Origin of the sequence: Faecalibacterium sp. Marseille-Q4137 (assembly GCF_017377535.1) — a bacterium.
Lineage (GTDB): Bacteria > Bacillota > Clostridia > Oscillospirales > Ruminococcaceae > Faecalibacterium > Faecalibacterium duncaniae.
Genome location: NZ_JAFREK010000005.1, coordinates 58,889 through 80,683, shown reverse-complemented (window position 1 = coordinate 80,683; position 21,795 = coordinate 58,889). Strand labels below are relative to the sequence as shown.

General features: G+C 64.1%; 22 protein-coding genes. All 22 read left to right on the top strand.

Annotated features, from left to right (window positions below):
- The first annotated feature begins 43 nt into the window (after window positions 1-43).
- Window positions 44-892 carry an iron transporter gene (locus J3353_RS03665; protein ID WP_207684202.1) on the top strand — a complete coding sequence of 283 codons (849 nt, stop codon included), beginning with the start codon at window positions 44-46 and terminating at the stop codon, window positions 890-892.
- Entirely contained in the window at window positions 892-2,028 is a 1,137-nt protein-coding gene (locus J3353_RS03660) for an ABC transporter substrate-binding protein (RefSeq protein ID WP_207684201.1), read from the top strand. The genes J3353_RS03665 and J3353_RS03660 overlap by 1 nt, the downstream gene beginning before the upstream one ends.
- A gap of 3 nt (window positions 2,029-2,031) precedes the next feature.
- Window positions 2,032-3,048: an iron ABC transporter permease gene (locus J3353_RS03655; protein WP_097773375.1), complete on the top strand. Its 1,017-nt coding sequence runs from the start codon at window positions 2,032-2,034 to the stop codon at window positions 3,046-3,048.
- A complete protein-coding gene (gene cbiD / locus J3353_RS03650; protein ID WP_207684200.1) occupies window positions 3,045-4,961 on the top strand; it encodes a cobalt-precorrin-5B (C(1))-methyltransferase CbiD in 1,917 nt (638 codons plus the stop codon). Before J3353_RS03655 ends, cbiD begins: the two co-directional genes overlap by 4 nt.
- A gap of 1 nt (window position 4,962) precedes the next feature.
- Entirely contained in the window at window positions 4,963-5,724 is a 762-nt protein-coding gene (gene cobM, locus J3353_RS03645) for a precorrin-4 C(11)-methyltransferase (protein WP_207684199.1), read from the top strand.
- Window positions 5,721-6,719: a cobalt-precorrin 5A hydrolase gene (locus J3353_RS03640; protein ID WP_207684198.1), complete on the top strand. Its 999-nt coding sequence runs from the start codon at window positions 5,721-5,723 to the stop codon at window positions 6,717-6,719. The genes cobM and J3353_RS03640 overlap by 4 nt, the downstream gene beginning before the upstream one ends.
- Entirely contained in the window at window positions 6,712-7,446 is a 735-nt protein-coding gene (gene cobJ / locus J3353_RS03635) for a precorrin-3B C(17)-methyltransferase (RefSeq protein WP_207684197.1), read from the top strand. The genes J3353_RS03640 and cobJ overlap by 8 nt, the downstream gene beginning before the upstream one ends.
- Window positions 7,443-8,180, top strand: coding sequence for a precorrin-6A reductase (gene cobK, locus J3353_RS03630; RefSeq protein WP_207684196.1), 738 nt, complete (start codon window positions 7,443-7,445; stop codon window positions 8,178-8,180). The genes cobJ and cobK overlap by 4 nt, the downstream gene beginning before the upstream one ends.
- On the top strand, window positions 8,177-9,379 hold the full coding sequence (gene cbiE / locus J3353_RS03625) for a precorrin-6y C5,15-methyltransferase (decarboxylating) subunit CbiE (protein ID WP_207684195.1): 1,203 nt from the start codon (window positions 8,177-8,179) through the stop codon (window positions 9,377-9,379). Before cobK ends, cbiE begins: the two co-directional genes overlap by 4 nt.
- Window positions 9,376-10,761: a cobyrinate a,c-diamide synthase gene (locus J3353_RS03620; protein ID WP_207684194.1), complete on the top strand. Its 1,386-nt coding sequence runs from the start codon at window positions 9,376-9,378 to the stop codon at window positions 10,759-10,761. Before cbiE ends, J3353_RS03620 begins: the two co-directional genes overlap by 4 nt.
- Complete coding sequence (cobT, locus tag J3353_RS03615; protein ID WP_207684193.1) at window positions 10,758-11,822, top strand: nicotinate-nucleotide--dimethylbenzimidazole phosphoribosyltransferase; 1,065 nt, start codon at window positions 10,758-10,760, stop codon at window positions 11,820-11,822. The genes J3353_RS03620 and cobT overlap by 4 nt, the downstream gene beginning before the upstream one ends.
- Window positions 11,816-12,337, top strand: a complete 522-nt coding sequence (locus tag J3353_RS03610; protein ID WP_207684192.1) for a bifunctional adenosylcobinamide kinase/adenosylcobinamide-phosphate guanylyltransferase — start codon at window positions 11,816-11,818, stop codon at window positions 12,335-12,337. Before cobT ends, J3353_RS03610 begins: the two co-directional genes overlap by 7 nt.
- A complete protein-coding gene (locus J3353_RS03605; RefSeq protein WP_005934989.1) occupies window positions 12,334-13,086 on the top strand; it encodes an adenosylcobinamide-GDP ribazoletransferase in 753 nt (250 codons plus the stop codon). The genes J3353_RS03610 and J3353_RS03605 overlap by 4 nt, the downstream gene beginning before the upstream one ends.
- Window positions 13,083-13,400 (top strand): bifunctional adenosylcobinamide kinase/adenosylcobinamide-phosphate guanylyltransferase, encoded by a 318-nt coding sequence (locus tag J3353_RS03600; RefSeq protein WP_156069182.1) that lies wholly within the window; start codon window positions 13,083-13,085, stop codon window positions 13,398-13,400. The genes J3353_RS03605 and J3353_RS03600 overlap by 4 nt, the downstream gene beginning before the upstream one ends.
- Window positions 13,394-13,993 (top strand): histidine phosphatase family protein, encoded by a 600-nt coding sequence (locus J3353_RS03595; protein WP_005934985.1) that lies wholly within the window; start codon window positions 13,394-13,396, stop codon window positions 13,991-13,993. Before J3353_RS03600 ends, J3353_RS03595 begins: the two co-directional genes overlap by 7 nt.
- Window positions 13,990-14,940, top strand: coding sequence for an adenosylcobinamide-phosphate synthase CbiB (gene cbiB, locus J3353_RS03590; RefSeq protein ID WP_207684191.1), 951 nt, complete (start codon window positions 13,990-13,992; stop codon window positions 14,938-14,940). The genes J3353_RS03595 and cbiB overlap by 4 nt, the downstream gene beginning before the upstream one ends.
- A gap of 95 nt (window positions 14,941-15,035) precedes the next feature.
- A complete protein-coding gene (locus J3353_RS03585; RefSeq protein ID WP_207684190.1) occupies window positions 15,036-16,085 on the top strand; it encodes a histidinol-phosphate transaminase in 1,050 nt (349 codons plus the stop codon).
- The gene (locus J3353_RS03580; RefSeq protein ID WP_207684189.1) at window positions 16,082-17,584 is read left to right on the top strand and encodes a cobyric acid synthase; all 1,503 of its coding nucleotides are present in this window, start codon (window positions 16,082-16,084) and stop codon (window positions 17,582-17,584) included. Before J3353_RS03585 ends, J3353_RS03580 begins: the two co-directional genes overlap by 4 nt.
- The gene (locus J3353_RS03575; protein ID WP_207684188.1) at window positions 17,581-18,252 is read left to right on the top strand and encodes a precorrin-8X methylmutase; all 672 of its coding nucleotides are present in this window, start codon (window positions 17,581-17,583) and stop codon (window positions 18,250-18,252) included. The genes J3353_RS03580 and J3353_RS03575 overlap by 4 nt, the downstream gene beginning before the upstream one ends.
- A 123-nt stretch (window positions 18,253-18,375) precedes the next feature.
- Window positions 18,376-19,746 carry an MATE family efflux transporter gene (locus J3353_RS03570; RefSeq protein WP_207684187.1) on the top strand — a complete coding sequence of 457 codons (1,371 nt, stop codon included), beginning with the start codon at window positions 18,376-18,378 and terminating at the stop codon, window positions 19,744-19,746.
- Between the two features lie 184 nt (window positions 19,747-19,930).
- Window positions 19,931-20,944, top strand: coding sequence for a hypothetical protein (locus J3353_RS03565; protein WP_207684186.1), 1,014 nt, complete (start codon window positions 19,931-19,933; stop codon window positions 20,942-20,944).
- A gap of 15 nt (window positions 20,945-20,959) precedes the next feature.
- Window positions 20,960-21,778: an HD domain-containing protein gene (locus J3353_RS03560; protein ID WP_207684185.1), complete on the top strand. Its 819-nt coding sequence runs from the start codon at window positions 20,960-20,962 to the stop codon at window positions 21,776-21,778.
- Window positions 21,779-21,795 lie beyond the last annotated feature (17 nt).

Here is a 21,795-nt window from a genome sequence, read left to right as displayed (position 1 = left end):
AACACTCCCATTTCAAATTCTGAATTTTTGAGGTATTTTGTTTATGCACTGCAAACAGCTTGTTTCCCTGTCCGTTGCTTCTCTGATGCTGGCCGCCGTCCTCACCGGCTGCGGCGGGGCTTCTTCCACTGCTTCCTCTGCTGCCAGCTCGGAAGCCGCTTCTGCCGTGAGCGCTGCCGCATCCGAACCTGCCGAAGCCGCCCTGCCGGACGGCGTGTACACGGCTGAGTTCGACACCGACAGCGGCATGTTCCACGCCAACGAAGCCTGCAATGGCATGGGCACCCTGACCGTGGAGAACGGGCAGATGACCTTCCATGTCAGTCTGGCCTCCAAGAAGATCGTCAACCTGTACGTTGGCATGGCCGCCGATGCCGAGGCCAACAAGGCAGACTGGCTGCTGCCTACCACCGACACCGTCACCTACTCTGATGGCACCTCGGAGGAGGTCTACGGCTATGATATCCCCGTGGCCGCTGTGGACCAGGACTTCCAGCTGGCACTCCTCGGGACCAAGGGCAAGTGGTATGACCACACCGTGAGCATCCGCAATGCACAGCCCAAGACGGAAGAAGCTGCCGAGACCCCTGCGGACGGTGAATACAGCGTGAATGTGACCCTGGAGGGCGGCTCTGGCCGTGCCACCGTGGAAAGCCCTGCCGCCCTGACCGTGGCAGACGGCAAAATGACCGCTGTCATCCTGTGGAGCAGCCCCAATTATGATTACATGATCGTGGACGGCGAGAAGTATCTGCCCACCAACACCGAGGGCAACTCCACCTTTGAGATCCCTGTTTCTGCACTGGGCACCCCGCTGACTGTCACTGCCGATACCGTAGCCATGAGCACCCCCCATGAGATCGAGTATACGCTGACCTTTGCGCTGAACTGATGAAACTGACGAGACAACAATTCCTGCGCGTTCTGCCTGCTACAGTACTGGCCCTGTCGGGTTGCGCCGCCTCCGAAACGGCTCCCGCCAGCACAGAGGAACTGGTCTTTGACCATGCCTGCCCGCTGGATTACGCCACACAGTTTACTGCCGACTGCTATGAGGGCGGCTATACCATGCTGACCCTGACCGAATCGGGGGAGCAGTTCCTTGTGACCCCGGAGGATGCCGCTGCGGTGGAAGGCCTGCCCGAGAGCGTGACGGTGCTGCGTCAGCCCGTCCGGAACATCTACCTTGTCTCCACCTCGGTGATGGACCTGTTCCTCGCGCTGGATGGGCTGGACAGCGTGACCCTTTCCGGCACCCGGGCGGAGGGCTGGTATCTGGATGAGGCCAGAGCCGCCATGGAGGCCGGGCGCATTGCCTATGCGGGCAAGTACAGCGCCCCGGACTATGAAAAGATCCTTGCGGCCAACTGCGGCCTTGCCATCGAGAACACCATGATCTACCACACCCCGGAGGTCAAGGAGCAGCTGGAACGGTTCGGCATCCCGGTGCTGGTGGAGCGCTCCAGCTATGAGAGCGGCCCGCTGGCCCGGCTGGAATGGCTCAAGTTCTGGGGCATCCTGCTGGGGAAAGAGGAGCTGGCGGAACAGGAGTTTGCCCGGCAGGTGGAGCGCCTTGCACCGCTGGCCGGGCAGGCTCCCACCGGCAAGCGCTGTGCCTTTTTCTCCATCACAGCCAACAACCTTGCCAATGTGCGCAAGGGCGGCGACTATGTGGCCCAGATGATCGAGATGGCGGGTGGTGATTATGTTTTTGCGGACCTGACCGACAACGGCAACAACCTTTCCACCATGAACCTGCCGCTGGAGGATTTTTACGCCGGTGCAAAGGATGCGGATGTGCTCCTTTACAACAGCACCATTGAGGGCGTGGTGCATACCACGGAGGAACTGGTGGCAAAATGCCCCCTGCTGGCCGAGTTCAAGGCCGTGCAGAGCGGCAGTGTCTGGTGCACCACCCAGAGCTTTTTCCAGCAGAGTACGGCGCTGGTCGATTTTGTGCTCGATCTGCACCGTGTCTTTACGGAGAACGACCCCGCCGACCTGCAATTTCTGAGGAAAGTAGAGTAACCTATGACCAGCAAAAAGCGCCTGATCCTTTCTTACGGCATCCTTGCCCTGCTGCTGGCGGTGCTGTTTGCCGCCAACCTGTTCTGGGGCAGTGTGTCCCTGACACCGGGGGCAGTGCTGGCGGCCCTGACCGGCCGCGGGCAGGACGCTCTGAGCGTGGGCATCATCACCCAGCTGCGCCTGCCCCGGGCCGTGATGGTGGTGCTGCTGGGGGCGGCGCTCTCGGCGGCGGGCTACCTGTTGCAGACCTTTTTTGCCAACCCCATTGCAGGGCCCTTTGTCATGGGCATTTCCAGCGGGGCCAAGCTGGCCGTGGCACTGGTCATGGTGGCTTTTCTGAACCATGGCCTGCTCACCAGCTCCCTTACCCTGATCACAGCCGCCTTTGCGGGGGCCATGGCCTCCATGGCCTTTGTGCTGGCGGTCTCCCGGCGGGTGCAGCGGATGAGCATCCTTGTCATCTGCGGCGTAATGATCGGCTACATCTGTTCGGCCGTCACGGAGTTTGTGGTGGCCTTTGCCCAGGACAGCAACATTGTCAACCTCCATAACTGGTCTCAGGGCAGCTTTTCCGGCATGACCTGGGGCAATGTGCGGGCGGCGGCGCTGGTGGTACTGCCCGCTCTGGCGGCAGCGTTCTGCCTTTCCAAGCCCATGGCCGCCTACCAGATGGGGGAGGCCTACGCCCGGAGCGTGGGCATCAATGTCAAAGCCTTTTCCCGGCTGCTGGTGCTGCTTTCCAGCCTGCTGGCCGCCTGTGTCACAGCCTTTGCGGGGCCCATCTCCTTTGTGGGCATCGCGGTGCCCCATCTGGTCAAGCAGCTGTTCGGCAGCGCAAGGCCGCTGGTGGTGCTGCCCGGGTGCTGCCTGGGCGGGGCGGCCTTCTGCCTGCTGTGTGACCTCATCGCCCGCAGTATGTTTGCCCCCACCGAGCTTTCGATCAGCGCCGTAACGGCAGTATTTGGTGCACCGGTGGTCATCTGGCTGCTGGTGCGCCGGGGTCAGGAGGGTGTGCGATGAAATACCGCTGTGAAACGAAAGAGCTGGCCATCGGCTATGGCGGTGCGCCCCTTGCTTCCGGCATCACGCTGGGGGCGGTGCCGGGGCAGATCCTGGCCCTCATCGGGCCGAACGGCGCGGGCAAATCCACCCTGCTCAAAACGCTGGCGGGCCAGCTGGCCCCCCTGGGCGGGGCTGTCCTGCTGGATGGCCGCAGCCTGACCGATTACACCGGCACAGCCCGGGCCCGGAAGCTGGCCCTGATGCTGCCCCACACCCGCCGCACCGAGCTGACTTCCTGCTTTGAGTTTGCCGCCGCCGGGCGTATCCCCTATACCGGGCGGCTGGGCATCCTGTCCGATGCCGACCGGCAGGCCGTGCGGGACGCGCTGGAACTGGTGGGGGCTTCCCCTCTGGCGGGCCGGGATTTCAACTGCATCAGCGACGGTCAGCGCCAGCGCGTTCTGCTGGCCCGTGCCATCTGCCAGCAGCCCGGAGTTCTGCTGCTGGACGAGCCAACCTCTTTTCTGGATGTCAAGGGAAAGATCGAGCTGCTGACCATCCTGCAGAAACTGGCCCATGAACAGGGGCTGGCCGTGATCGTCAGCCTGCACGAGCTGGACATGGCGCAGAAGATCGCGGATGCGGTGGTCTGCGTGTTCCCGCACAGCGTTTCGGGGGTGCTGACCCCAAAGGAGGCCTTTGCCCCGGAGAACATCCGGGCGCTGTACAGCCTGACCAAGGAGCAGTACGAGGCCGTGTTCGGCCCGGAAAAGCCTGCCGGGCCAAAGTTTGAACATTACGTCCGCAGTGGGCAGAAGCTGCTCCGCTGCGGGTACACCACCGGCACCTGCGCGGCGCTGGGTGCGGCGGGGGCCGCGCGGCTCCTGCTCACCGGCCATGCCCCGGAGAGCGTTGCCCTGCGCACGCCGAAGGGCATCGTGGTGGAGGTGGCCCCGCTGTACTGCCGCCCCGCCGGAGCCGGTGCCGAATGCGCCATTGAGAAGGACGGCGGGGATGATGTGGATGTGACCACCGGCCTGCCCGTGATCGCCGCCGTAGAATTGCTGCCCAATACCACCGAAATCCGCATCTCCGGCGGCAAGGGCGTGGGCCGGGTGACCAAGGCCGGGCTGGACCAGCCGGTGGGGGAAGCTGCCATCAACCATGTGCCCCGGCAGATGATCGCTGAGGCCTTGCAAAGGGAAGCCGAGAGCGCCTGCTACACCGGCGGCTTTGCCGTGACCATCTCCATCGAGGGCGGGGAAGAGGTGGCAAAGCGCACCTTCAACCCCCACATCGGGGTCGAGGGCGGGCTTTCGGTGCTGGGAACCAGCGGCATTGTGGAGCCTATGAGCCAGCAGGCGATCCTGGACACCATCCAGCTGGAAATGAATCAGGCCGCTCTCCGGGCGGGCAGCCCCAGACGGCTCATCCTGGCCCCTGGCAATTACGGGCTGGACTATCTGCACGAAAGATACCCGGAGTTTCACGCTGTTCCGGTGGTGAAAACCTCGAACTTTATTGGAGACACGCTGGATATGGCTGCTGCGGCCCGCTTTGAAGAGGTGCTTCTGGTGGGCCATGTGGGCAAGCTGGTCAAGGTGGCGGGCGGTATTATGAACACCCATTCCCACACTGCCGACTGCCGCACCGAGCTGTTCTGCACCCATGCGGCGCTCTGCGGCGCTTCCCGGGAAGTCTGCGCCGCCCTGATGAACGCTGCCACCACCGATGCCTGTCTGGAACTCCTGGACAGCGCCGGCCTGCGGGCTCCGGTGCTGGAAAGCCTGCTGCGGGCAGTCCAGCTCCACCTTGACCGGCGGGCCTGCGGGGCGTTCCGGGTGGGGGCGGTGCTGTTTTCCAACCAGCACGGCCCGCTGGGAGCCACCGACACTGCCGCACAACTGCTGAACGAATGGAAGGAGCATTGAGATGGTACATTTTGTAGGCGCAGGCCCCGGCGCACCTGACCTTATCACCCGGCGGGGCGCGGCCCTGCTGCAGGAAGCCGACTGCATCATTTATGCGGGCAGTCTGGTCAACCCGGCTCTGCTGGGGCTGGCGAAGCCGGAGTGCGCCGTTTACAACAGCGCCGAGATGACGCTGGAACAGGTGCTGGACGTGATGCGCCGGGTGGAAGCCGCAGGCGGGACCACCGTGCGGCTCCACACCGGCGACCCCTGCCTGTATGGGGCCATCCGGGAGCAGATGGACGCACTGGATGTGGACGGCATCCCCTACGATGATACCCCCGGCGTGTCCAGCTTTTGCGGGGCGGCGGCGGCGCTGAACGCCGAGTACACCCTGCCCACCATCAGCCAGACCGTGATCATCACCCGGATGGAGGGGCGCACCCCGGTGCCGGAAAAGGAGAAGCTGGCCAGCCTTGCCGCCCATGGGGCAACCATGGTGATCTTCCTCTCCATCGGCCTCATCGACAAGGTGCAGCAGGCCCTGCTGGCAGGCGGAGCCTACACGCCGGAGACTCCTGCCGCTGTGGTCTACAAGGCCAGCTGGCCGGAGCAGAAGGTGGTGCGCTGCACCGTGGGCACGCTGGCCGGGAGCACCCGCGCCAACGGCATCACCAAGACAGCGCTCATCGTGGTGGGGGAATTTCTGGGCACCCGGTATGAGCGGAGCAAGCTCTACGACCCAACCTTTACGACGGAGTTCCGCAAGGGGGCAGACCAGTGACCCGCGCCTATCTCGCCTTTACGGAAAAAGGGCTGGCGTTGGCCCAAAAGCTGGCCAGTGCCCTGCCCGGCACTGTGGCCCGCTGCGGCCATGGCGGGCCTGGCCTTGCCGATTGGGCTGCGGAGCAGTTCGCCCATGCGGATGCCCTGATCTTTGTGGGGGCTGTGGGCATAGCGGTGCGGGCCATTGCGCCCCACTGCCGGAGCAAGGCGGTGGACCCTGCCGTGGTGGTGCTGGACGAGTGCGGCCATTTTGCGGTGCCGGTCCTTTCGGGCCATCTGGGCGGGGCCAACGATCTGGCCCGGGCGCTGGCGGCGGTCTGCGGTGCGGTGCCGGTCATTACCACGGCCACCGATGCCAACGGTGTGTTTGCCGTGGATGCGTGGGCCAGGCACCAGAACTGTGCCGTGCTGGAGCCGGAGCGCATCAAGCGCGTCAGCAGCAGGCTGCTGGCGGGCGGGCCGGTGCGGTACCGCTCGGAATTCCCCATTGCCGGGCAGGCCCCTGCCGGGGTGGTCCCGGCGGGGGAGGCAGAGCGCGCCGACTTTGCCCTGACCCTTTTCCCGGCGGGCGATGCGCTGCACCTGATCCCGAAGATCGGTGTGCTGGGCATCGGGTGCAGGCGGGGGACCAGCGCTGCACAGCTGGAAGCGGCCTTTGCACAGTTCTGCGCGGCCCACGGCCTTGCAGCAGTGTGCATCACGGCGGCAGCCAGCATCGACCTGAAAGCCCATGAGCCGGGACTGCTGGAATTTTGCAGAATCCACGGCTGGCCGGTGCAGTTCTATTCTGCCGCACAGCTGCAGAACGCCCCCGGGCAGTTCACACCTTCGGCCTTTGTCCGGAGCGTGACCGGTGTGGACAATGTCTGCGAGCGGGCGGCGGTGCTGGCGGCAGGCGGCACGATCATTCTTCCCAAACAGGCGGGCAACGGCGTGACCTTTGCGCTGGCGCTTCGTCCCTTTGCCCCGGATTGGAGGTGGCAGGATGCCTAATGTTGTTTTTGTTGTCGGGCTTGGGCCCGGGGATCCCCGGTTTCTGACCGCACAGGCGCAGAGCGCCTTAACGCAAGCCGAGGTGCTGTGCGGCTATACGGTCTATCTGGATCTGATGCGCCCCTACTTCCCGGACAAGCTCTATTATTCCACCGGCATGACCAAGGAGATCGACCGCTGCCGCTGGGCGCTGGAAACGGCCCGGAGCGGCAGGGCGGTGGCGCTGGTCTGCTCGGGAGATGCCGGGGTCTACGGCATGGCAAGCCCTCTGCTGGAGCTGGCCGAGCACTTCCCGGACGTGACGGTGGAGGTGGTGCCCGGCCTGACCGCCGCCCTGAGCGGCGGTGCGGTGCTGGGTGCCCCGCTGGCCCACGATTTCTGTGTGCTCTCCCTCTCTGACCGGCTCACGCCGTGGGAGGTCATCGAGCGGCGGCTGGCGGCAGCAGCCATGGGGGATTTCTGCATCGCGCTGTACAACCCCTCCTCCAAGGGGCGGCCGGACTATCTGGCACGGGCGGTGCGCATCCTGCTGGCAAACGGCAAAGCACCCGGAACGGTCTGCGGCATCGTGCGGAACATTGGCCGGGAGGGGCAGGAAAGCCGCGTTCTGACGCTGGCTGCGCTGGAAACCACTCCGGTGGATATGTTCACCATCGTGTTTGTCGGCAACGCCCAGACCCGCCAGCTGAGCGGGCGGATGGTCACGCCGCGGGGGTACCGCGCATGAGGGCCGTGGTATTCAGCGGCACCACCGAGGGCCGTGTGTTTTCAAAGCAGCTGGCCGCACTGGGGGCCGAGGTACTGGTCAGCGTGGCCACCCCGCTGGGGGCCGAGGAACAGGGCGAAAGGTCCGGCATCACCGTCCACTGCGGGCGGCTGACCCCGGAGGAGATGACCGCCCTGCTGCAGGGGGTTGACCTCTGTGTGGACGCGACCCATCCCTATGCGGTGGAGGCCACCCGGAACATCCGGGCAGCCTGCAAAACAGCAGGCACGGAGTACCGCCGCCTGCTCCGGCCCGAAAGCCCGCTGCCCGCCGGGAGCATGGTGTTTGCCTCTGCGGCCCATGCGGCGGGATTTCTGGCCCGGACGCAGGGAAATGTCCTGCTTGCCACTGGGGCCAAGGAGCTTTCTGCCTTTGCTGTGCTGGAACCGGCACGGCTTTTTCCCCGTGTCCTGCCCACCCGGGAGGGCATTGCCGCCTGCGAGGGGGCAGATATCCCCCATAAGAACATCATCGCCATGCAGGGGCCGTTCTCCTATGCGTTGAACCGGGCACTGATGGAGCAGTTTGCCATCCGCTTCCTCGTTACCAAAGATGGCGGCGCGGCGGGCGGCTTTGAGGAAAAAGCCCGGGCAGCGCAGGACACCGGGGCACAGCTCATCGTCATCCGCCGCCCGGCCGAGCAGGGCGAAACGGCGGAACAGATCCTGACACATTGTAGGGAGATGCTGCAATGATCACACTCATCGGGATGGGGTCGGGCACGCCGGAAAGCCTGACCGCGCAGGGCCTTGCCGCCCTGCAGAACGCCGGACTGATCCTGGGGGCAAAGCGCCTGCTGGAACAGCTGCCGCAGGGCTGCACGGAACACCGGAAGGCCCTGTATCAGCCTGAGGATGTCCTTGCCGCGCTGGCGGCTGACCCGGAGGTGGATGCTGCCCTTGTGTACAGCGGCGACACCGGGTTTTACTCCGGTGCGGCCCAGCTGCTGCCGATGCTGCGGGCCTTTGGCATCTCCTGCCGGGTGCTGCCGGGGCTTTCCAGCGTTCAGCTGCTGGCCGCTGCGGTGGGTCGCTCCTGGCAGGAGTGGAAGCTGGTCTCGGCCCACGGCTGTGCCTGCGACCCGGTGGCCGAGTGCCTGACGGCCGGGGGAAAGCCTGTGTTTTTCCTGACCGGCGGGGCAGAAACGCCTGCCTCCCTCTGCGGCCGATTGGCTGCTGCCGGGCTGGGCGATGCCCATGTGCTGGTGGGCGAAGAGCTGGGCCGGGCAGAGGAAAAGATCCTGTTCGGCACAGCGCAGGAATTTGCGCAAAAGCAGTTTGCAAGCCTGAGCGTTCTGCTTGTGGAGCATCTTCCTCAGCCGCCCCGGCGGGTGCCCGGCTTCCCGGATGAAGCCTTCCACAGGGGAGAGGTGCCCATGACCAAGCAGGAGGTGCGGGCGGCGGCGCTGGCCAAGCTGGCCGTGCAGCCTGCCGATACCCTGTGGGATGTGGGAGCGGGCACCGGCAGCGTGAGCGTGGAGCTGGCACTGGCCGCACCCCGGGGGCATGTGTATGCCGTGGAGTGTGACCCGGAGGCCTGTGGGCTCATCCGGCAGAACCGGGAAACGTTCCACGCCTGCAACCTGACACTGGTGGAGGGCCGCGCCCCCGCCGCGCTGGCTGACCTGCCCGCCCCGGATGCCGTGTTCATCGGCGGGACCAAGGGGGGCATGGAGGCTGTAGTGGACACGGTGCTTGCCCGGAATCCGAACGCCCGCATCTGCATCTCTGCCATTGCGCTGGAAACGCTGAGCGCCGCCGTGGCCGCACTGACTGCCCACGGCCTTGCTGCGGAGGTAACGCAGATCGCGGTCAGCCGCACCCGGCCTGCGGGCAGGCTCCACCTGCTGATGGCCAATAACCCCATCTTCCTTATCACAGGAGAACGCAAATGATCCAATTTCTTGTGGCCGCGCCCTGTTCCGGCAGCGGCAAAACCACACTGACCTGCGCTCTGCTGGCGGCGCTCAAGCGGCGGGGGCAGGACCCCTGCTCCTTCAAGAGCGGGCCGGACTATATCGACCCCATGTTTCACCGGGCCGTGCTGGGGGTGGAGAGCCATAACCTCGACCTGTTTTTCTCCGCGCCGGAGACCGTGCGCGCGCTCTATGCGCAGGCCGCAGCCGGGCATGGGGCAGCTGTGTGCGAGGGTGCCATGGGCTTTTACGATGGACTAGGCGGCGTGAGTGATACCGCCAGTGCCTGGCATCTGGCCGATACGCTGGGCCTGCCGGTGCTGCTGGTGGTCCAGCCCAGAGGGGCCAGCCTGACGCTGGCGGCCCAGATCAACGGGCTGAAGCAGTTCCGCACCCCCAGCCATCTGGCGGGCATCCTGCTCAATGACTGCGCCCCCCATTTGTATGCTCTGCTGGCTCCCATGCTGGAACGGGAGACCGGCCTGCCGGTGCTGGGCTATCTGCCCCACCTGCCGGATGCCGCCCTTGAGAGCCGCCACTTAGGGTTGAAAACTGCCGGGGAGATCGCGGACTTACAGCAGAAGATCAGCCGGATGGCCGATGCGCTGGTGATGGATTGGGAAAAGCTTTTTGCTCTGACCGAAGGCGCAGCGCCTTTGGTGCACACAGATCGGCTCCCCCCTGCGGGAGAGCTGCCGCCCCAGGGAGCAGAGGAACAGCGCCCCCGCGTTCCCATTGCCGTTGCAAGGGATGCGGCGTTTTGCTTCACCTACGCCGAAACGCTGGAAGCACTGGAGCGGGCGGGGGCGGAGCTCTGCTGGTTCAGCCCCCTGCAGGACTCCGCCCTGCCGGGGCAGATCGGCGGGCTCTACCTGCCCGGCGGCTACCCGGAGCTGTATGCCGGGCAGTTGAGCGCGAACCGCTCCATGCTGGCCTCTGTGCGCCGGGCTGTGGAGCGCGGTCTGCCCACGGTGGCCGAGTGCGGGGGCTTTCTCTATCTGGGCCAGAGCCTGGAGGATGCCAACGGAAAATGCTGGCCCATGGCAGGCGTTCTGCCGGGGCAGGGCTTCCGGGTGGGGAGGCTGGTGCGGTTTGGATATGCGGCATTGACTGCCCACGCCGACAGTATGCTGTTCCGCGCCGGGGAGCGTCTGCCGGTGCACGAGTTCCACCACTGGGATTCCACGGACAACGGCACCGGCTTTACCGCCGCAAAGCCCAACGGGAAGCAATGGGACTGCGGCTTTGCAAATGAGCATTTCTATGCGGGCTTCCCGCATTTGTATTGGGCGGGCACGGCCCTGCCCCGGCGGTTCGTGGATGCCGCCGCACACTATCATCAAGAGGAACAGGACCAATGACAGAGCTTGAACTGAAACAGCTTCTTTCCAAGATCACCCGGCCGGACGAGACCGCACGCACCGCCGCCCACGCTCACTGGGCCAGCCTGGCCAAGCCGCTGGGCGGGCTGGGCATGCTGGAGACCATGCTGGAGGATGCCGCCGCCCTGACCGGCACGGCAGAGCTGGCGTTTTCCCGCCGGGCCGTGCTGGTGCTCTGCGCCGACAACGGCGTGGTGGCGCAGGGCGTGAGCCAGACAGACCAGAGCGTGACCCGGGCTGTGGCCGAGAACCTTGCCGCCCGGCGCACCAGTGTCTGCCAGATGGCAAAAACGGCCCGCTGCGAAGTGGTGCCTGTGGACCTTGGCATGGCCGGGGAGCCGGTGCCCGGAGTGCAGAACTGCCGCATTGCCGCCGGGACGGCGGATTTCACCACCGGCCCTGCCATGACTCGCCAGCAGGCGGTGGATGCCATTGCAGCGGGCATGGGGCTTGTCCGGGCGCAGAAGGCGGCGGGGGTGCAGCTGCTGGCCACGGGCGAAATGGGCATTGGCAACACCACCACCTCCAGCGCCGTGGCTGCGGTTCTGCTGGGTCAGCCCGTGGAGCGGATGACAGGCCGGGGCGCGGGCCTTTCCGACGCGGGGCTTGCCCGCAAGCTGGATGCCATCCGGCAGGGCATTGCGCGGAATCAGCCCGATGCCGCTGACCCTCTGGACGTGCTTTCCAAGCTGGGCGGGTTCGACATCGCCGGGCTGTGCGGTGTTTTTCTGGGCGGCGCGCTGGAAGGCCTGCCCGTGCTGATGGATGGCTTCATCAGCGGGGTGGCGGCGCTGTGCGCGGTGCGGCTCTGCCCCGCCGCGGAAAAGGCCGTGTTTGCCAGCCACTGCTCCACCGAACCGGCAGCAAGGCTGGTGCTGGAAGCGCTGGGCAAAGCGCCCCTGCTCACCGCCGGGCTCCATCTCGGCGAGGGCACCGGAGCGGTGGCAAGCATCCCGCTGTGGGATATGGCGCTGGCCGTTTACCGCGATTGCTATTCCTTCACGGAGGGCGGCATCACGCCGTATACCCCTCAATGCTGACGCTGGTATTGGGCGGTGCCGCCAGCGGCAAGAGCGGGTATGCCGAGAGCCTGGTGTTGAAAACCGCGCTCCCGCGCTATTACATCGCCACCATGCAGGTGTGGGATGCCGAGTGTGCCGCCCGGGTGGAAAAGCACCGGAAGATGCGGGCGGCAAAGCAGTTTGAGACCGTGGAGTGCCCCCTGCATCTGGAGAACATCCGTCTGCCTGCCCGGGGAACTGCGCTGTTGGAGGATCTGGGCAACCTGACCGCCAACGAGCTCTACGACCCCGCCGGGGCGGGAGAAAATGCGGCTTCGGCCATTTTGGAAGGACTGAACCAATTGGCCGGACAATGCGCGCACCTCATCGTGGTCTCCAACGAGGTGTTCAGCGGCGGTGCCGACTATGCAGGCGACACCGGGCGCTACCTGAAAGCGCTGGCGCAGGTGAACAATGCCCTTGCCGCCCGGGCCGACCATGTGGTGCGGGTGGTGTGCGGCATCCCGGTCTATTATAAAGGAGTGGAAAAATGATTGGATTGCAGACCATTGCAGTGGCCTTTGCCATGTTTTCGGCCCTGCCGGTGCCGCAGTTCGCGTGGAACCAGAAAAACATGCGGTATGCCATGTGCGCCTTCCCGCTCATCGGGGTGGTCATTGGCGGGCTGTGGTGCCTGTGCGGCGCTCTGCCCCTGCCGATGCCCGCAAAGGCGGCGGGGTTCTGCCTGATCCCGGTCTGGGTCACGGGCGGCATCCACCTGGATGGCTATGCCGACACCTGCGATGCCCTTTCCAGCTATGGCGACCGGGAAAAGAAGCTGGAGATCCTCAAAGACCCCCACTGCGGTGCCTTTGCGGTGATCCGGCTGTGCAGTTATTTTGCGGCCTACCTCGCCCTTTGCGCCTGCGTGGACTTTACGCCCCGGGTGGGCCTTTGCTGGACACTGGCCCTTGTGCTGGAACGGGCCCTTTCGGGCCTGGCCGTGGCATCGTTCCCGATGGCAAAGAACACCGGCCTTGCCCACACCTTTGCCACGGCGGCGGATCGAACTACTGTCCGCCGGGTGCTGATGGTGCTGGCCGCTCTGCTCAGCGCCGCCCTGCTGGCACTGGGCGGCTGGGCGCTGGTGCTGGCGGCGTTGCTGGTGTTTGCACGCTATCATGTTGTTTCGGACAAGCAGTTTGGCGGCATCACCGGCGATCTGGCCGGGTGGTTTTTGCAGAAAGCCGAGCTGTGGATGCTGGCGGCGCTGTGTGCCTGCCAGTGGGGAGGACTGTTATGATCTTTATCATCGGGCCGCTGTACAGCGGCAAGCGCACCTTTGCCCAGCGCCTGCCCGGCACCCGCATTGCGGAGGTGCAGGCCCTGGCCGCAGAGGCTGAGGATCTGGAAAAGCTTGCGGAGGAGCTCTCCGCTTATGATATCGTGATGGCCACCGAGGTGGGCGGCGGCGTGGTGCCCATGGACGCAGGGGAGCGGGCTGCACGGGAAGCCGCCGGACGGCTGGCCTGCCTGCTGGCGGCCCGGGCCGGGTGCGTGGTGCAGATGTTCTGCGGCATCCCCACAGTATTGAAAGGAGAACTGCCCCCATGCTGATCTATCTTCTGCGCCATGGCCTGACGGCCTACAACGCCGAAAAGCGCTATCAGGGCCAGCGGGATATCCCCCTGTGTCCCGCGGGCCGCGCCCAGCTGCGGCAGGCGGATCTCCGGCCGGAAACGGTCTATATCACCCCGCTCTGCCGCACCCGGCAGACCGCTGAGGTGCTCTTCCCGGGTGCAAGGCTCGTGGAGGTGAAAGACCTGCAGGAGATGTGCTTCGGCAGCTTTGAGGGCCGCAATTTCATTGAGATGGAGCATGACCCGGACTATCTGGCCTGGGTGAACGCCAACTGCGAAAGCCCCTGCCCGGACGGCGAGACCAAGGCTGTCTTTTCGGAGCGGGTGTGCAGGGCCTTTGCCGCACTGGTGGACAGGGCCCTTGCCGATGGGGAAGAGACACTGGTCATTCTGGCCCACGGCGGCACCCAGATGGCTGCCATGGAGCGCTACGCCCTGCCCCATGCGGATTATTACCACTGGTGCGCCCCCAATGCGGGCGGCTACGTTCTGGATGCAGGAGATTGGGCGGAGCAGCGGGTGCTGCACCTGCTGAAAACTGTGCAGTACACAAAGGAGGATGCCCGATGATCGAATACGCAGTACTCGGCGGTTTTGTGCTGGACTGCCTCTTTGGCGACCCGGCCTGGCTGCCCCACCCGGTGGTGTACATGGGCAAGGCCATCTCGGCGCTGGAAAAGCGCCTGCGGGCCCGCCTGCCAAAAACGCCTCAGGGGGAACTGCTGGGCGGGGCCATTGTGGCCTTCTGCCTGCCGGTGGGCACCTTTCTGCTGACGAGCCTTGTCTGCCTGGGAGCTGCCCGCATCAGCCCGTGGCTGGGACTGGCTGTCCAGATGTTCTGGTGCGGGCAGGCACTGGCCGCAAAGGGGCTGGCGCAGGAGAGCACCAATGTTTACCGGGAGCTGGTCAAGCCCGACCTGCCTACTGCCCGCAGGGCGGTCAGCCGCATCGTGGGGCGGGACACCCAGGATCTGACGCTGGAGGGTGTGACCAGAGCCGCTGTGGAGACGGTGGCCGAAAACGCCAGCGACGGCGTGATCGCGCCCTTGCTCTATATGCTCATCGGCGGGGCACCGCTGGCCCTGACCTACAAGGCCATCAACACGATGGACAGTATGCTGGGCTACAAAAACGAAAAATATCTCTACTTTGGCCGCATCCCTGCCAAGCTGGACGATGCGGCAAATTACCTTCCCAGCCGCCTTGCCGCCCTGCTGTGGGTGGCTGCCGCAGCCTTTACGCACAATGACGCAAAAGGGGCGTGGAAGATCTGGCGGCGGGACCGCCGGAACCACGCCAGCCCCAACAGCGCCCAGACCGAGAGTGCCTGCGCCGGTGCGCTTGGGGTGCAGCTGGCCGGGCCCGCCTATTACTTTGGCGAATACTACGCCAAGCCCACCATCGGCGATCCGCTGCGCCCCATTGAACCGGAGGATATCCTGCGTGCCAACCGGATGATGTACGTGGCAAGCGCTCTTGCACTGGCGTGGGGCGTGGCAATACGGGCTATTTTGTAACGACCTCGCCCTCTCAGTCATGCCTTGCATGACAGCTCCCCTAAAGGGGGGCCAAGAGCTGGGATCCAGAACCATCCAGGAAAAGGAGAACGAACATGCAACTAGTACATGGCGGCGATTGGGCCGGTTACCGGGCCGAGTTCGGGCGGGATGCGCTGGATTTTTCGGCCAACGTCAGCCCGCTGGGCCTGCCGGAAGGGGTGGCCCGGGCCATCACGGCGGCATTGCCCACGGCCGACCGCTACCCCGACCCCCTGTGCCGGGAGCTGCGGGCAAAGCTGGCGCTCCATGAGAGCGTGCCGGCGGAGCAGATCCTCTGCGGCAATGGGGCGGCAGACCTCATCTTCCGGCTGGTCTGGGCCAGAAAGCCCAGCAGGGCGCTGGTCACCGCCCCCACCTTTGCGGAGTATGCCACTGCTTTGGAAAGTGTCGGATGCACGGTGGAACGCTTCTTTTTGCGGGAGCAGGAGGACTTTGCGGTCACGGATGCGTTCTGTGCGGCCATCCGCCCGGGAGTGGATATGGTGTTCCTCTGCCAGCCCAACAACCCCACCGGCCAGCTGACGGCCCTGCCGCTGGTGGAACAGATCCTCCGCTGCTGCGCGGCGTGCGGCACCCTGCTGGTGGTAGACGAATGCTTCCTCGATTTCCTGCCCGACCATGCCCTGCACACGGCAAAAGGCCTGCTGGGGGAGGGAGATCTGGTCATCCTGAAAGCCTTCACCAAGCTCTACGGCATGGCGGGCGTGCGGCTGGGCTATGCCCTGAGTGCCGACACGGCGCTGCTGGAACAGATGCAGGCCTGCGGTCAGCCCTGGGGCGTGTCCAGTCTGGCGCAGGCGGCGGGCCTTGCCGCGCTGGAGGAGACAGCGTATGTGGAAAAGGTCCGGGCCCTCATTGCCGAACAGCGGCCCCGCCTGACGGACGGGCTGCGGGCGCTGGGCCTGCGGGTGCTGGACGGCAAGGCAAATTACCTGCTGTTTCAGGCCCCGGAGACGCTGGGAGAAGCCCTGCGGCAAAGGGGTGCTGTGCTGCGCAGCTGTGCGAACTACCCCGGGCTGGGCCCCGGCTGGTACCGCACCGCCGTGCGCACCGGATCTGAAAACGAACAGCTTTTGAAACTTCTTGCGGAGGTGCTGGAATGAGCAAGGCAAAGTGCATCATGGTGCAGGGAACCATGAGCGGTGCAGGCAAAAGCCTGCTGTGCGCCGCCCTCTGCCGCATTTTTGCGCAGGACGGTTACCGCGTGGCTCCCTTCAAGAGCCAGAACATGGCGCTGAACAGCTTTGTCACCCGGGATGGGCTGGAAATGGGCCGGGCACAGGTGGTGCAGGCGCAGGCCGCAGGCATCGAGCCGGATGTGCGGATGAACCCCATCCTGCTCAAGCCCAGCAGTGACGTGGGCAGTCAGGTCATCGTGAACGGCGAGGTGCGGGGCCAGATGTCCGCCGCCGCCTACTTCAAAATGAAAAGAGCGCTCATCCCGGAGATCCTCTCAGCCTACAACAGTCTGGCCGAAACCGTGGACATCATCGTCATTGAGGGGGCCGGAAGCCCGGCGGAGATCAACCTGAAGGCAGACGATATCGTCAACATGGGCCTTGCTCGGCTGGTGGATGCCCCCGTTCTGCTGGCGGGCGACATCGACCGGGGCGGTGTGTTCGCCCAGCTGTACGGTACGGTGGCGCTGCTGGAGCCAGAGGAGCGCGCCCGCATCAAGGGGCTGCTCATCAATAAATTCCGCGGCGATGTGGAGATCCTGCGCCCCGGCCTTGCTATGCTGGAAGAGAAAACGCAGCTGCCGGTGCTGGGGGTCGTGCCCTACCTGAAGGTGGACATTGAGGACGAGGATTCTCTTTCCACCCGGCTGGATGCGGGCAGAACGGTCCACCCGCTGGATGCAGCCATCCTCCGCCTGCCGCACATCTCCAACTTTACCGATTTCATGCCGCTGGAGCAGCACCCGCTGCTGGGTGTGCGGTATGTGCAGAATACCCGCCAGCTGGGCACACCGGATCTCATCATCCTGCCCGGCACCAAGAACACAGTGGATGACCTGCTCTGGCTGCGGCAGTCCGGGCTGGAAGCAGCCCTGTTGAAGCTGGCGGCCAACGGCACGCCGGTGCTGGGGGTCTGCGGCGGGTATCAGATGCTGGGCGAGACGCTGGCTGACCCCGGAGGCACGGAGAGCGGTACGGCGCAGACCATGCGGGGGCTGGGGCTGCTGCCCACCCGCACGGTCTTTACCGGCCAGAAGCACCGCACCCAGGACACTGCCGCCGTGACCGCCGCCCCCTTTGCGGGTGCGGCCCTGACCGGATATCAGATCCATACCGGCCGCACCGAGGTGCAGGGTGTGCCCTTCTGCACACTGGCAGACGGCACACCCGAGGGCTGCGTGCAGGACAATGTGTTCGGTACCTACCTGCACGGCCTGTTTGATACCGGTGAACTCACCGAGAAGCTGGTGGCCCTGCTCTGCCGGCGCAAGGGCATTGCGCCGGACAGCGCGGCCCTCATCCCGATGGAGCAGTACCGCCAGCAGCAGTTTGACCTGCTGGCCGATGGCGTGCGCGGCGCGCTGGATCTGGATGCCGTTTACGCGGCCATGGGGTTGGAGAACCCGCGGAGGAATGCACAATGATCCCACAACATCATCTGCCCGCCGACATTGAGCGGACAAGCCTTTCCATCATCACGGCAGAGCTGGAAGCGTTGGGCCTGACCCCGCCGCCCGAGACTGCCGCTGTGGTCAAGCGGGTCATCCACACCACCGCCGACTTTGACTATGCGAAAAATCTGCGCTTCACGCCGGGGGCTGTGGCGGCAGGTGTTGCCGCCCTGCGGGCCGGGACTCCCATCATCACCGACACCAACATGGCGCTTTCGGGCATTTCCAAGCCTGCTCTTGCCCGGCTGGGCGGCAGTGCCCTCTGCTATATGGCGGACCCCGAGGTGGCGCGGACCGCAGCCGAGACCGGAACCACCCGGGCAGTGGCCTCCATGCACCGCGCGGCGCAGGAGCACCCCGGGGCCATCCTTGCGGTGGGCAATGCCCCCACCGCCCTGCTGGCCATTGTGGAGGAGATCGAGGCCGGGCTGCGGCCTGCTCTGGTCGTTGCCGTGCCGGTGGGATTTGTGAATGTGGTGGAAAGCAAGGAAGCGCTGTTTGCCGCCTGTGCAGCCCACGGCGTGCCTGCCATCGCGGCCATGGGCCGCAAGGGCGGAAGCACCGTGGCCGCCGCAGTCTGCAACGCCCTGGTCTACTCTGCCGCCGAGATGCTGGACCCTGCGGCAAGAGGGTGGAAATAGGGCGGAACCGGTAAAAACGCCCCTTTTTACGCTTTTGCTTGACTTTTTGGCAGAAACAAGGTATCGTTTATCTGTATGACGATTGATATATGAGTTGAAGCTTTGCGTGAAAAAGGAAACATTATGGCACAGACGATTTTAGAAGAAAAGAAAAAATCCCGGCTGATGACAGAGGGCAGCATCTGGAAGAGCATCCTGCTCTTCTCGGTGCCGCTGATCCTGGGCAACATGCTGCAGCAGCTGTACAACACCGCCGATTCCATCATCGTGGGCAACTTTGTGGGCAGCAATGCGCTGGCAGCCGTCGGCTCCAGCGGATCGCCCATCTTCCTGCTCATCGGGTTCAGCCAGGGTATTGCCGTGGGTGCCGGTGTCGTGGTGTCCCAGTTTCTGGGAGCCAAGGACAGGGAGGGCGCGCACACTGCAGTTCACACCTCCCTGGCCCTTTCGGCCATTCTGGGTGCGATCCTGACCGTGTGCGGCATTGCCGTCAGCCGTGCCCTGCTCACCGCTATGAACACCCCCGCAGAGGTGCTGGAGGATGCGGTGCTCTATATGCGGCTCTATTTTGGCGGTGTGCTGTTCAGCGTGGTGTATAACATGGCGGCCGGTATCCTGAACGCCGCCGGCAACTCCAAGCGGAGCCTGCTCTACCTGGGCGCTGCCTCCATCACCAACATCGTCCTCGACCTTGTCCTGATCGCCGGATGCAAGATGGGCGTGGCCGGTGCGGCCATTGCCACCGATATCAGCCAGCTGGTGTCCTGTGTGCTCTCCCTGCGGTTTCTGATGCGGGTGGAGGACGATTACCGCGTGACGGCAAAGGAAGTGCGCGTGCACAAAAAGATGGCGGTCCGCATCATCAAGGTGGGCCTGCCCACCGGCATCCAGAACATGGTCATCTCCCTTTCCAATGTGCTGGTGCAGGTCAGCGTCAACGGCTATGGTGCCGCTGCTATGGCAGGCTTTGCCGCCTATATGAAGGTGGATGGCTTCAACATTCTGCCTGTGCTGAGCTTCAGCATGGCGGCCACCACCTTTGTAGGCCAGAACTTTGGTGCGGGCAAGATCGGCCGTGTCAAAAAGGGCACCTTTGTCACCCTGGGCATGTGCATCGTTTACACCATCCTGACCGGTATCCTGCTGCTCGTCTTCCAGGACCCCATCATGCACCTGTTCACCGGCGATGAAACGGTCATTGCCTACGGCAAGATCTGTATGCTCTATTTCTGCCCCTTCTACTGGATGCTGGGCATCCTGCAGGGCCTTGCCGGTACGGTGCGCGGCACCGGCAAGAGCGTGCCGCCCATGGTGGTGCTGCTGATCTCCCTGTGCCTGTTCCGCATCGTTTGGATCCAGTTTGCCCTGCCCCTGTTTGCAGGCATTGAGGGTGTGCTGCTGGTCTACCCGGTGTCCTGGGCTGTGGGTGCAGTGTTGATGGTGCTCTACGCCTGGAAGGGCAAATGGATGCAGCTGCCGGAAGCAATTTCGTAAATCGGGCACTCCTTTCCCCCGGTAAGAGGGCGTTTTATACAAAAAATAACGTATGAATGCGTAAAAATATTCGGGGGGGGGGGGTAAAAATCTGCGAAAATCAGTTGATTTCTGCCGAAAAATGCCGTATACTGAATGATAGTTTCAAATCGAACGACGGACTTCGACAAAAGGAGCTGATGAGATGGAGTGCACACAGGCAGAGGCTTTTGAACAGTATATTCGGGACCTGCGCGTTGTGCGCTCGATCTCCCGGCCCAGCTTTCCGGAGGGTAAAGCTCCCGCTGCCGTGCTGGAAGAGATCCAGACCAACGCGCTGAGATGCAACGCCCTGATGCGGCAGAATGAGGCACTGCTGGCGCAGTTTGTCTACGACCGTGACCCTGCCTCCCTGACCGAAACGGATATCCAGGGACTGAGTGCCTTTGCAGGCAGGCTGTTCAACTACGCGAACAGCGAGGATGTGGGCGTGGCGTTCAAGGTGCATCAACTGCTGCTGGCAGCGGCCCGCAGCCGGGAAGACGTGCCCATGATCGTCAGGGAGCTGTACTACACTGGCATCACCCTGCATTATATGAACGTCCGGGATGAGGCAACTGGCATCAACCTGTTGGGAGATGCGATCGAGGTCTATTTCACGGAAGCTGCTGAATACATGTCACGGTATGAACAGCTGGACAAGAATACCCGGCAGTATCTCATCCGCTGTGTGGGCAACACCCGGCTGGGGATGTCCCGCGGCACCCATGCGGAAAGCTGCCGGTATCTGGAGCGGTTCCGCCGCGCAATGGAGGTCATCCAGTCTGCGCATTACCATGCGCTGGACCCGGAGTTCCCCTGGGAAAGCTACATCTATTCCATGCACATGGACCGCATGACCCTGCTGCCCCATCTGCGGCAGGAGGAGGATCCCGAGGTGGCGCGGCAGGTGCTGGAATCGGCGGACTACATCTGGGGGCACAAGAAGAAGTACAAGGGTCAGGATGCGCGCCTGCAGAACTGGCGGGTGCCCTATTTTTACGCCGCTGCCCGCTACCATGCCGGGGTGGGCAGCCTGGAAGACGTGGTCAAGATCCTTCTGGAATCGGCGGGAAGCGTGGCGCAGGATGATTATTCTGCCGAAGCCATCAACCGGAAGCTGGTTCTGGCGGCCTATCTTTCGGTCTATGCAGAACGTCTGGACGAGGCGGGAGCATAGAGGTATCGTGCAACCGTGGAGCAGGTACGCCGTTCTGCGTATCAGTATCTGGAACAGATGCCGGCCAGCCAGTATCCCCGTGTGGTAAACTCTGCCGCCTGGGAGTTGAGCAAGATCAGCACCAGCTCAGATGAAACGGCGAACCGACGGATGCTGGGCAGCATTCTGGCCGGGCACAAGCCGACCTATGTCCACTCGCTGATGGTGGCAGAGCTGACCCGTGCCCTGCTGCATCGGCAGATCGAGACAAGGCCCGAAACACTGGTTGGCCTGCTGGGCTGCAGGAGCGCGGCCGAGGTGCAGGCCCGGCGGGAAGAGCTCTGCCAGACAGCCTATGAGTGCGGCCTGTACCACGACCTTGGCAAGTGTGCCGTTTTGATGTACATCGACAACAACGCCCGCCGCCTGCTGGATGAGGAGTTTTTCTGCATCCAGAGCCACCCAAGGACCGGCGCTGACATTTTGAATAGAATGGGCTGCGGAAGAACGCTGGCCCTGGCGGCGCTCTATCACCACTGCTATTACAACGGCAAGGGCGGATATCCCAATGATGTACCCTCCTGCCCGCCGGAGATCAAGGGGATCGTGGATGCGCTGAGCGTGGCAGACTCGCTGGATGCCGCCACCGATAATATCGGTCGGTGCTACAACCTTGCCAAGCCCTTCCGCACGCTGCTGGAAGAGCTGCGGGCCCAGAGCGGCACCCGCTATGCGCCCAATGTGGTCGCCCTGTTCGAGGACGAGCGTTTCTGCCAGCAGCTGGCAGAGAACACGGATGCCGAGCGCAAAAGGGTGTATCTGCAGGTGTATCACGCCGGAAGGGAAGAAAAATAAATATCATAAGCAAAAGG

Coding starts and splice junctions, on each gene's coding strand:
- J3353_RS03665 (WP_207684202.1), top strand. CDS start 44: ATGCACTGCAAACAGCTTGTTTCCCTGTCCGTTGCTTCTCTGATGCTG.
- J3353_RS03660 (WP_207684201.1), top strand. CDS start 892: ATGAAACTGACGAGACAACAATTCCTGCGCGTTCTGCCTGCTACAGTA.
- J3353_RS03655 (WP_097773375.1), top strand. CDS start 2,032: ATGACCAGCAAAAAGCGCCTGATCCTTTCTTACGGCATCCTTGCCCTG.
- cbiD (WP_207684200.1), top strand. CDS start 3,045: ATGAAATACCGCTGTGAAACGAAAGAGCTGGCCATCGGCTATGGCGGT.
- cobM (WP_207684199.1), top strand. CDS start 4,963: ATGGTACATTTTGTAGGCGCAGGCCCCGGCGCACCTGACCTTATCACC.
- cobJ (WP_207684197.1), top strand. CDS start 6,712: ATGCCTAATGTTGTTTTTGTTGTCGGGCTTGGGCCCGGGGATCCCCGG.
- cobK (WP_207684196.1), top strand. CDS start 7,443: ATGAGGGCCGTGGTATTCAGCGGCACCACCGAGGGCCGTGTGTTTTCA.
- cbiE (WP_207684195.1), top strand. CDS start 8,177: ATGATCACACTCATCGGGATGGGGTCGGGCACGCCGGAAAGCCTGACC.
- J3353_RS03620 (WP_207684194.1), top strand. CDS start 9,376: ATGATCCAATTTCTTGTGGCCGCGCCCTGTTCCGGCAGCGGCAAAACC.
- cobT (WP_207684193.1), top strand. CDS start 10,758: ATGACAGAGCTTGAACTGAAACAGCTTCTTTCCAAGATCACCCGGCCG.
- J3353_RS03610 (WP_207684192.1), top strand. CDS start 11,816: ATGCTGACGCTGGTATTGGGCGGTGCCGCCAGCGGCAAGAGCGGGTAT.
- J3353_RS03605 (WP_005934989.1), top strand. CDS start 12,334: ATGATTGGATTGCAGACCATTGCAGTGGCCTTTGCCATGTTTTCGGCC.
- J3353_RS03600 (WP_156069182.1), top strand. CDS start 13,083: ATGATCTTTATCATCGGGCCGCTGTACAGCGGCAAGCGCACCTTTGCC.
- J3353_RS03595 (WP_005934985.1), top strand. CDS start 13,394: ATGCTGATCTATCTTCTGCGCCATGGCCTGACGGCCTACAACGCCGAA.
- cbiB (WP_207684191.1), top strand. CDS start 13,990: ATGATCGAATACGCAGTACTCGGCGGTTTTGTGCTGGACTGCCTCTTT.
- J3353_RS03585 (WP_207684190.1), top strand. CDS start 15,036: ATGCAACTAGTACATGGCGGCGATTGGGCCGGTTACCGGGCCGAGTTC.
- J3353_RS03580 (WP_207684189.1), top strand. CDS start 16,082: ATGAGCAAGGCAAAGTGCATCATGGTGCAGGGAACCATGAGCGGTGCA.
- J3353_RS03575 (WP_207684188.1), top strand. CDS start 17,581: ATGATCCCACAACATCATCTGCCCGCCGACATTGAGCGGACAAGCCTT.
- J3353_RS03570 (WP_207684187.1), top strand. CDS start 18,376: ATGGCACAGACGATTTTAGAAGAAAAGAAAAAATCCCGGCTGATGACA.
- J3353_RS03565 (WP_207684186.1), top strand. CDS start 19,931: ATGGAGTGCACACAGGCAGAGGCTTTTGAACAGTATATTCGGGACCTG.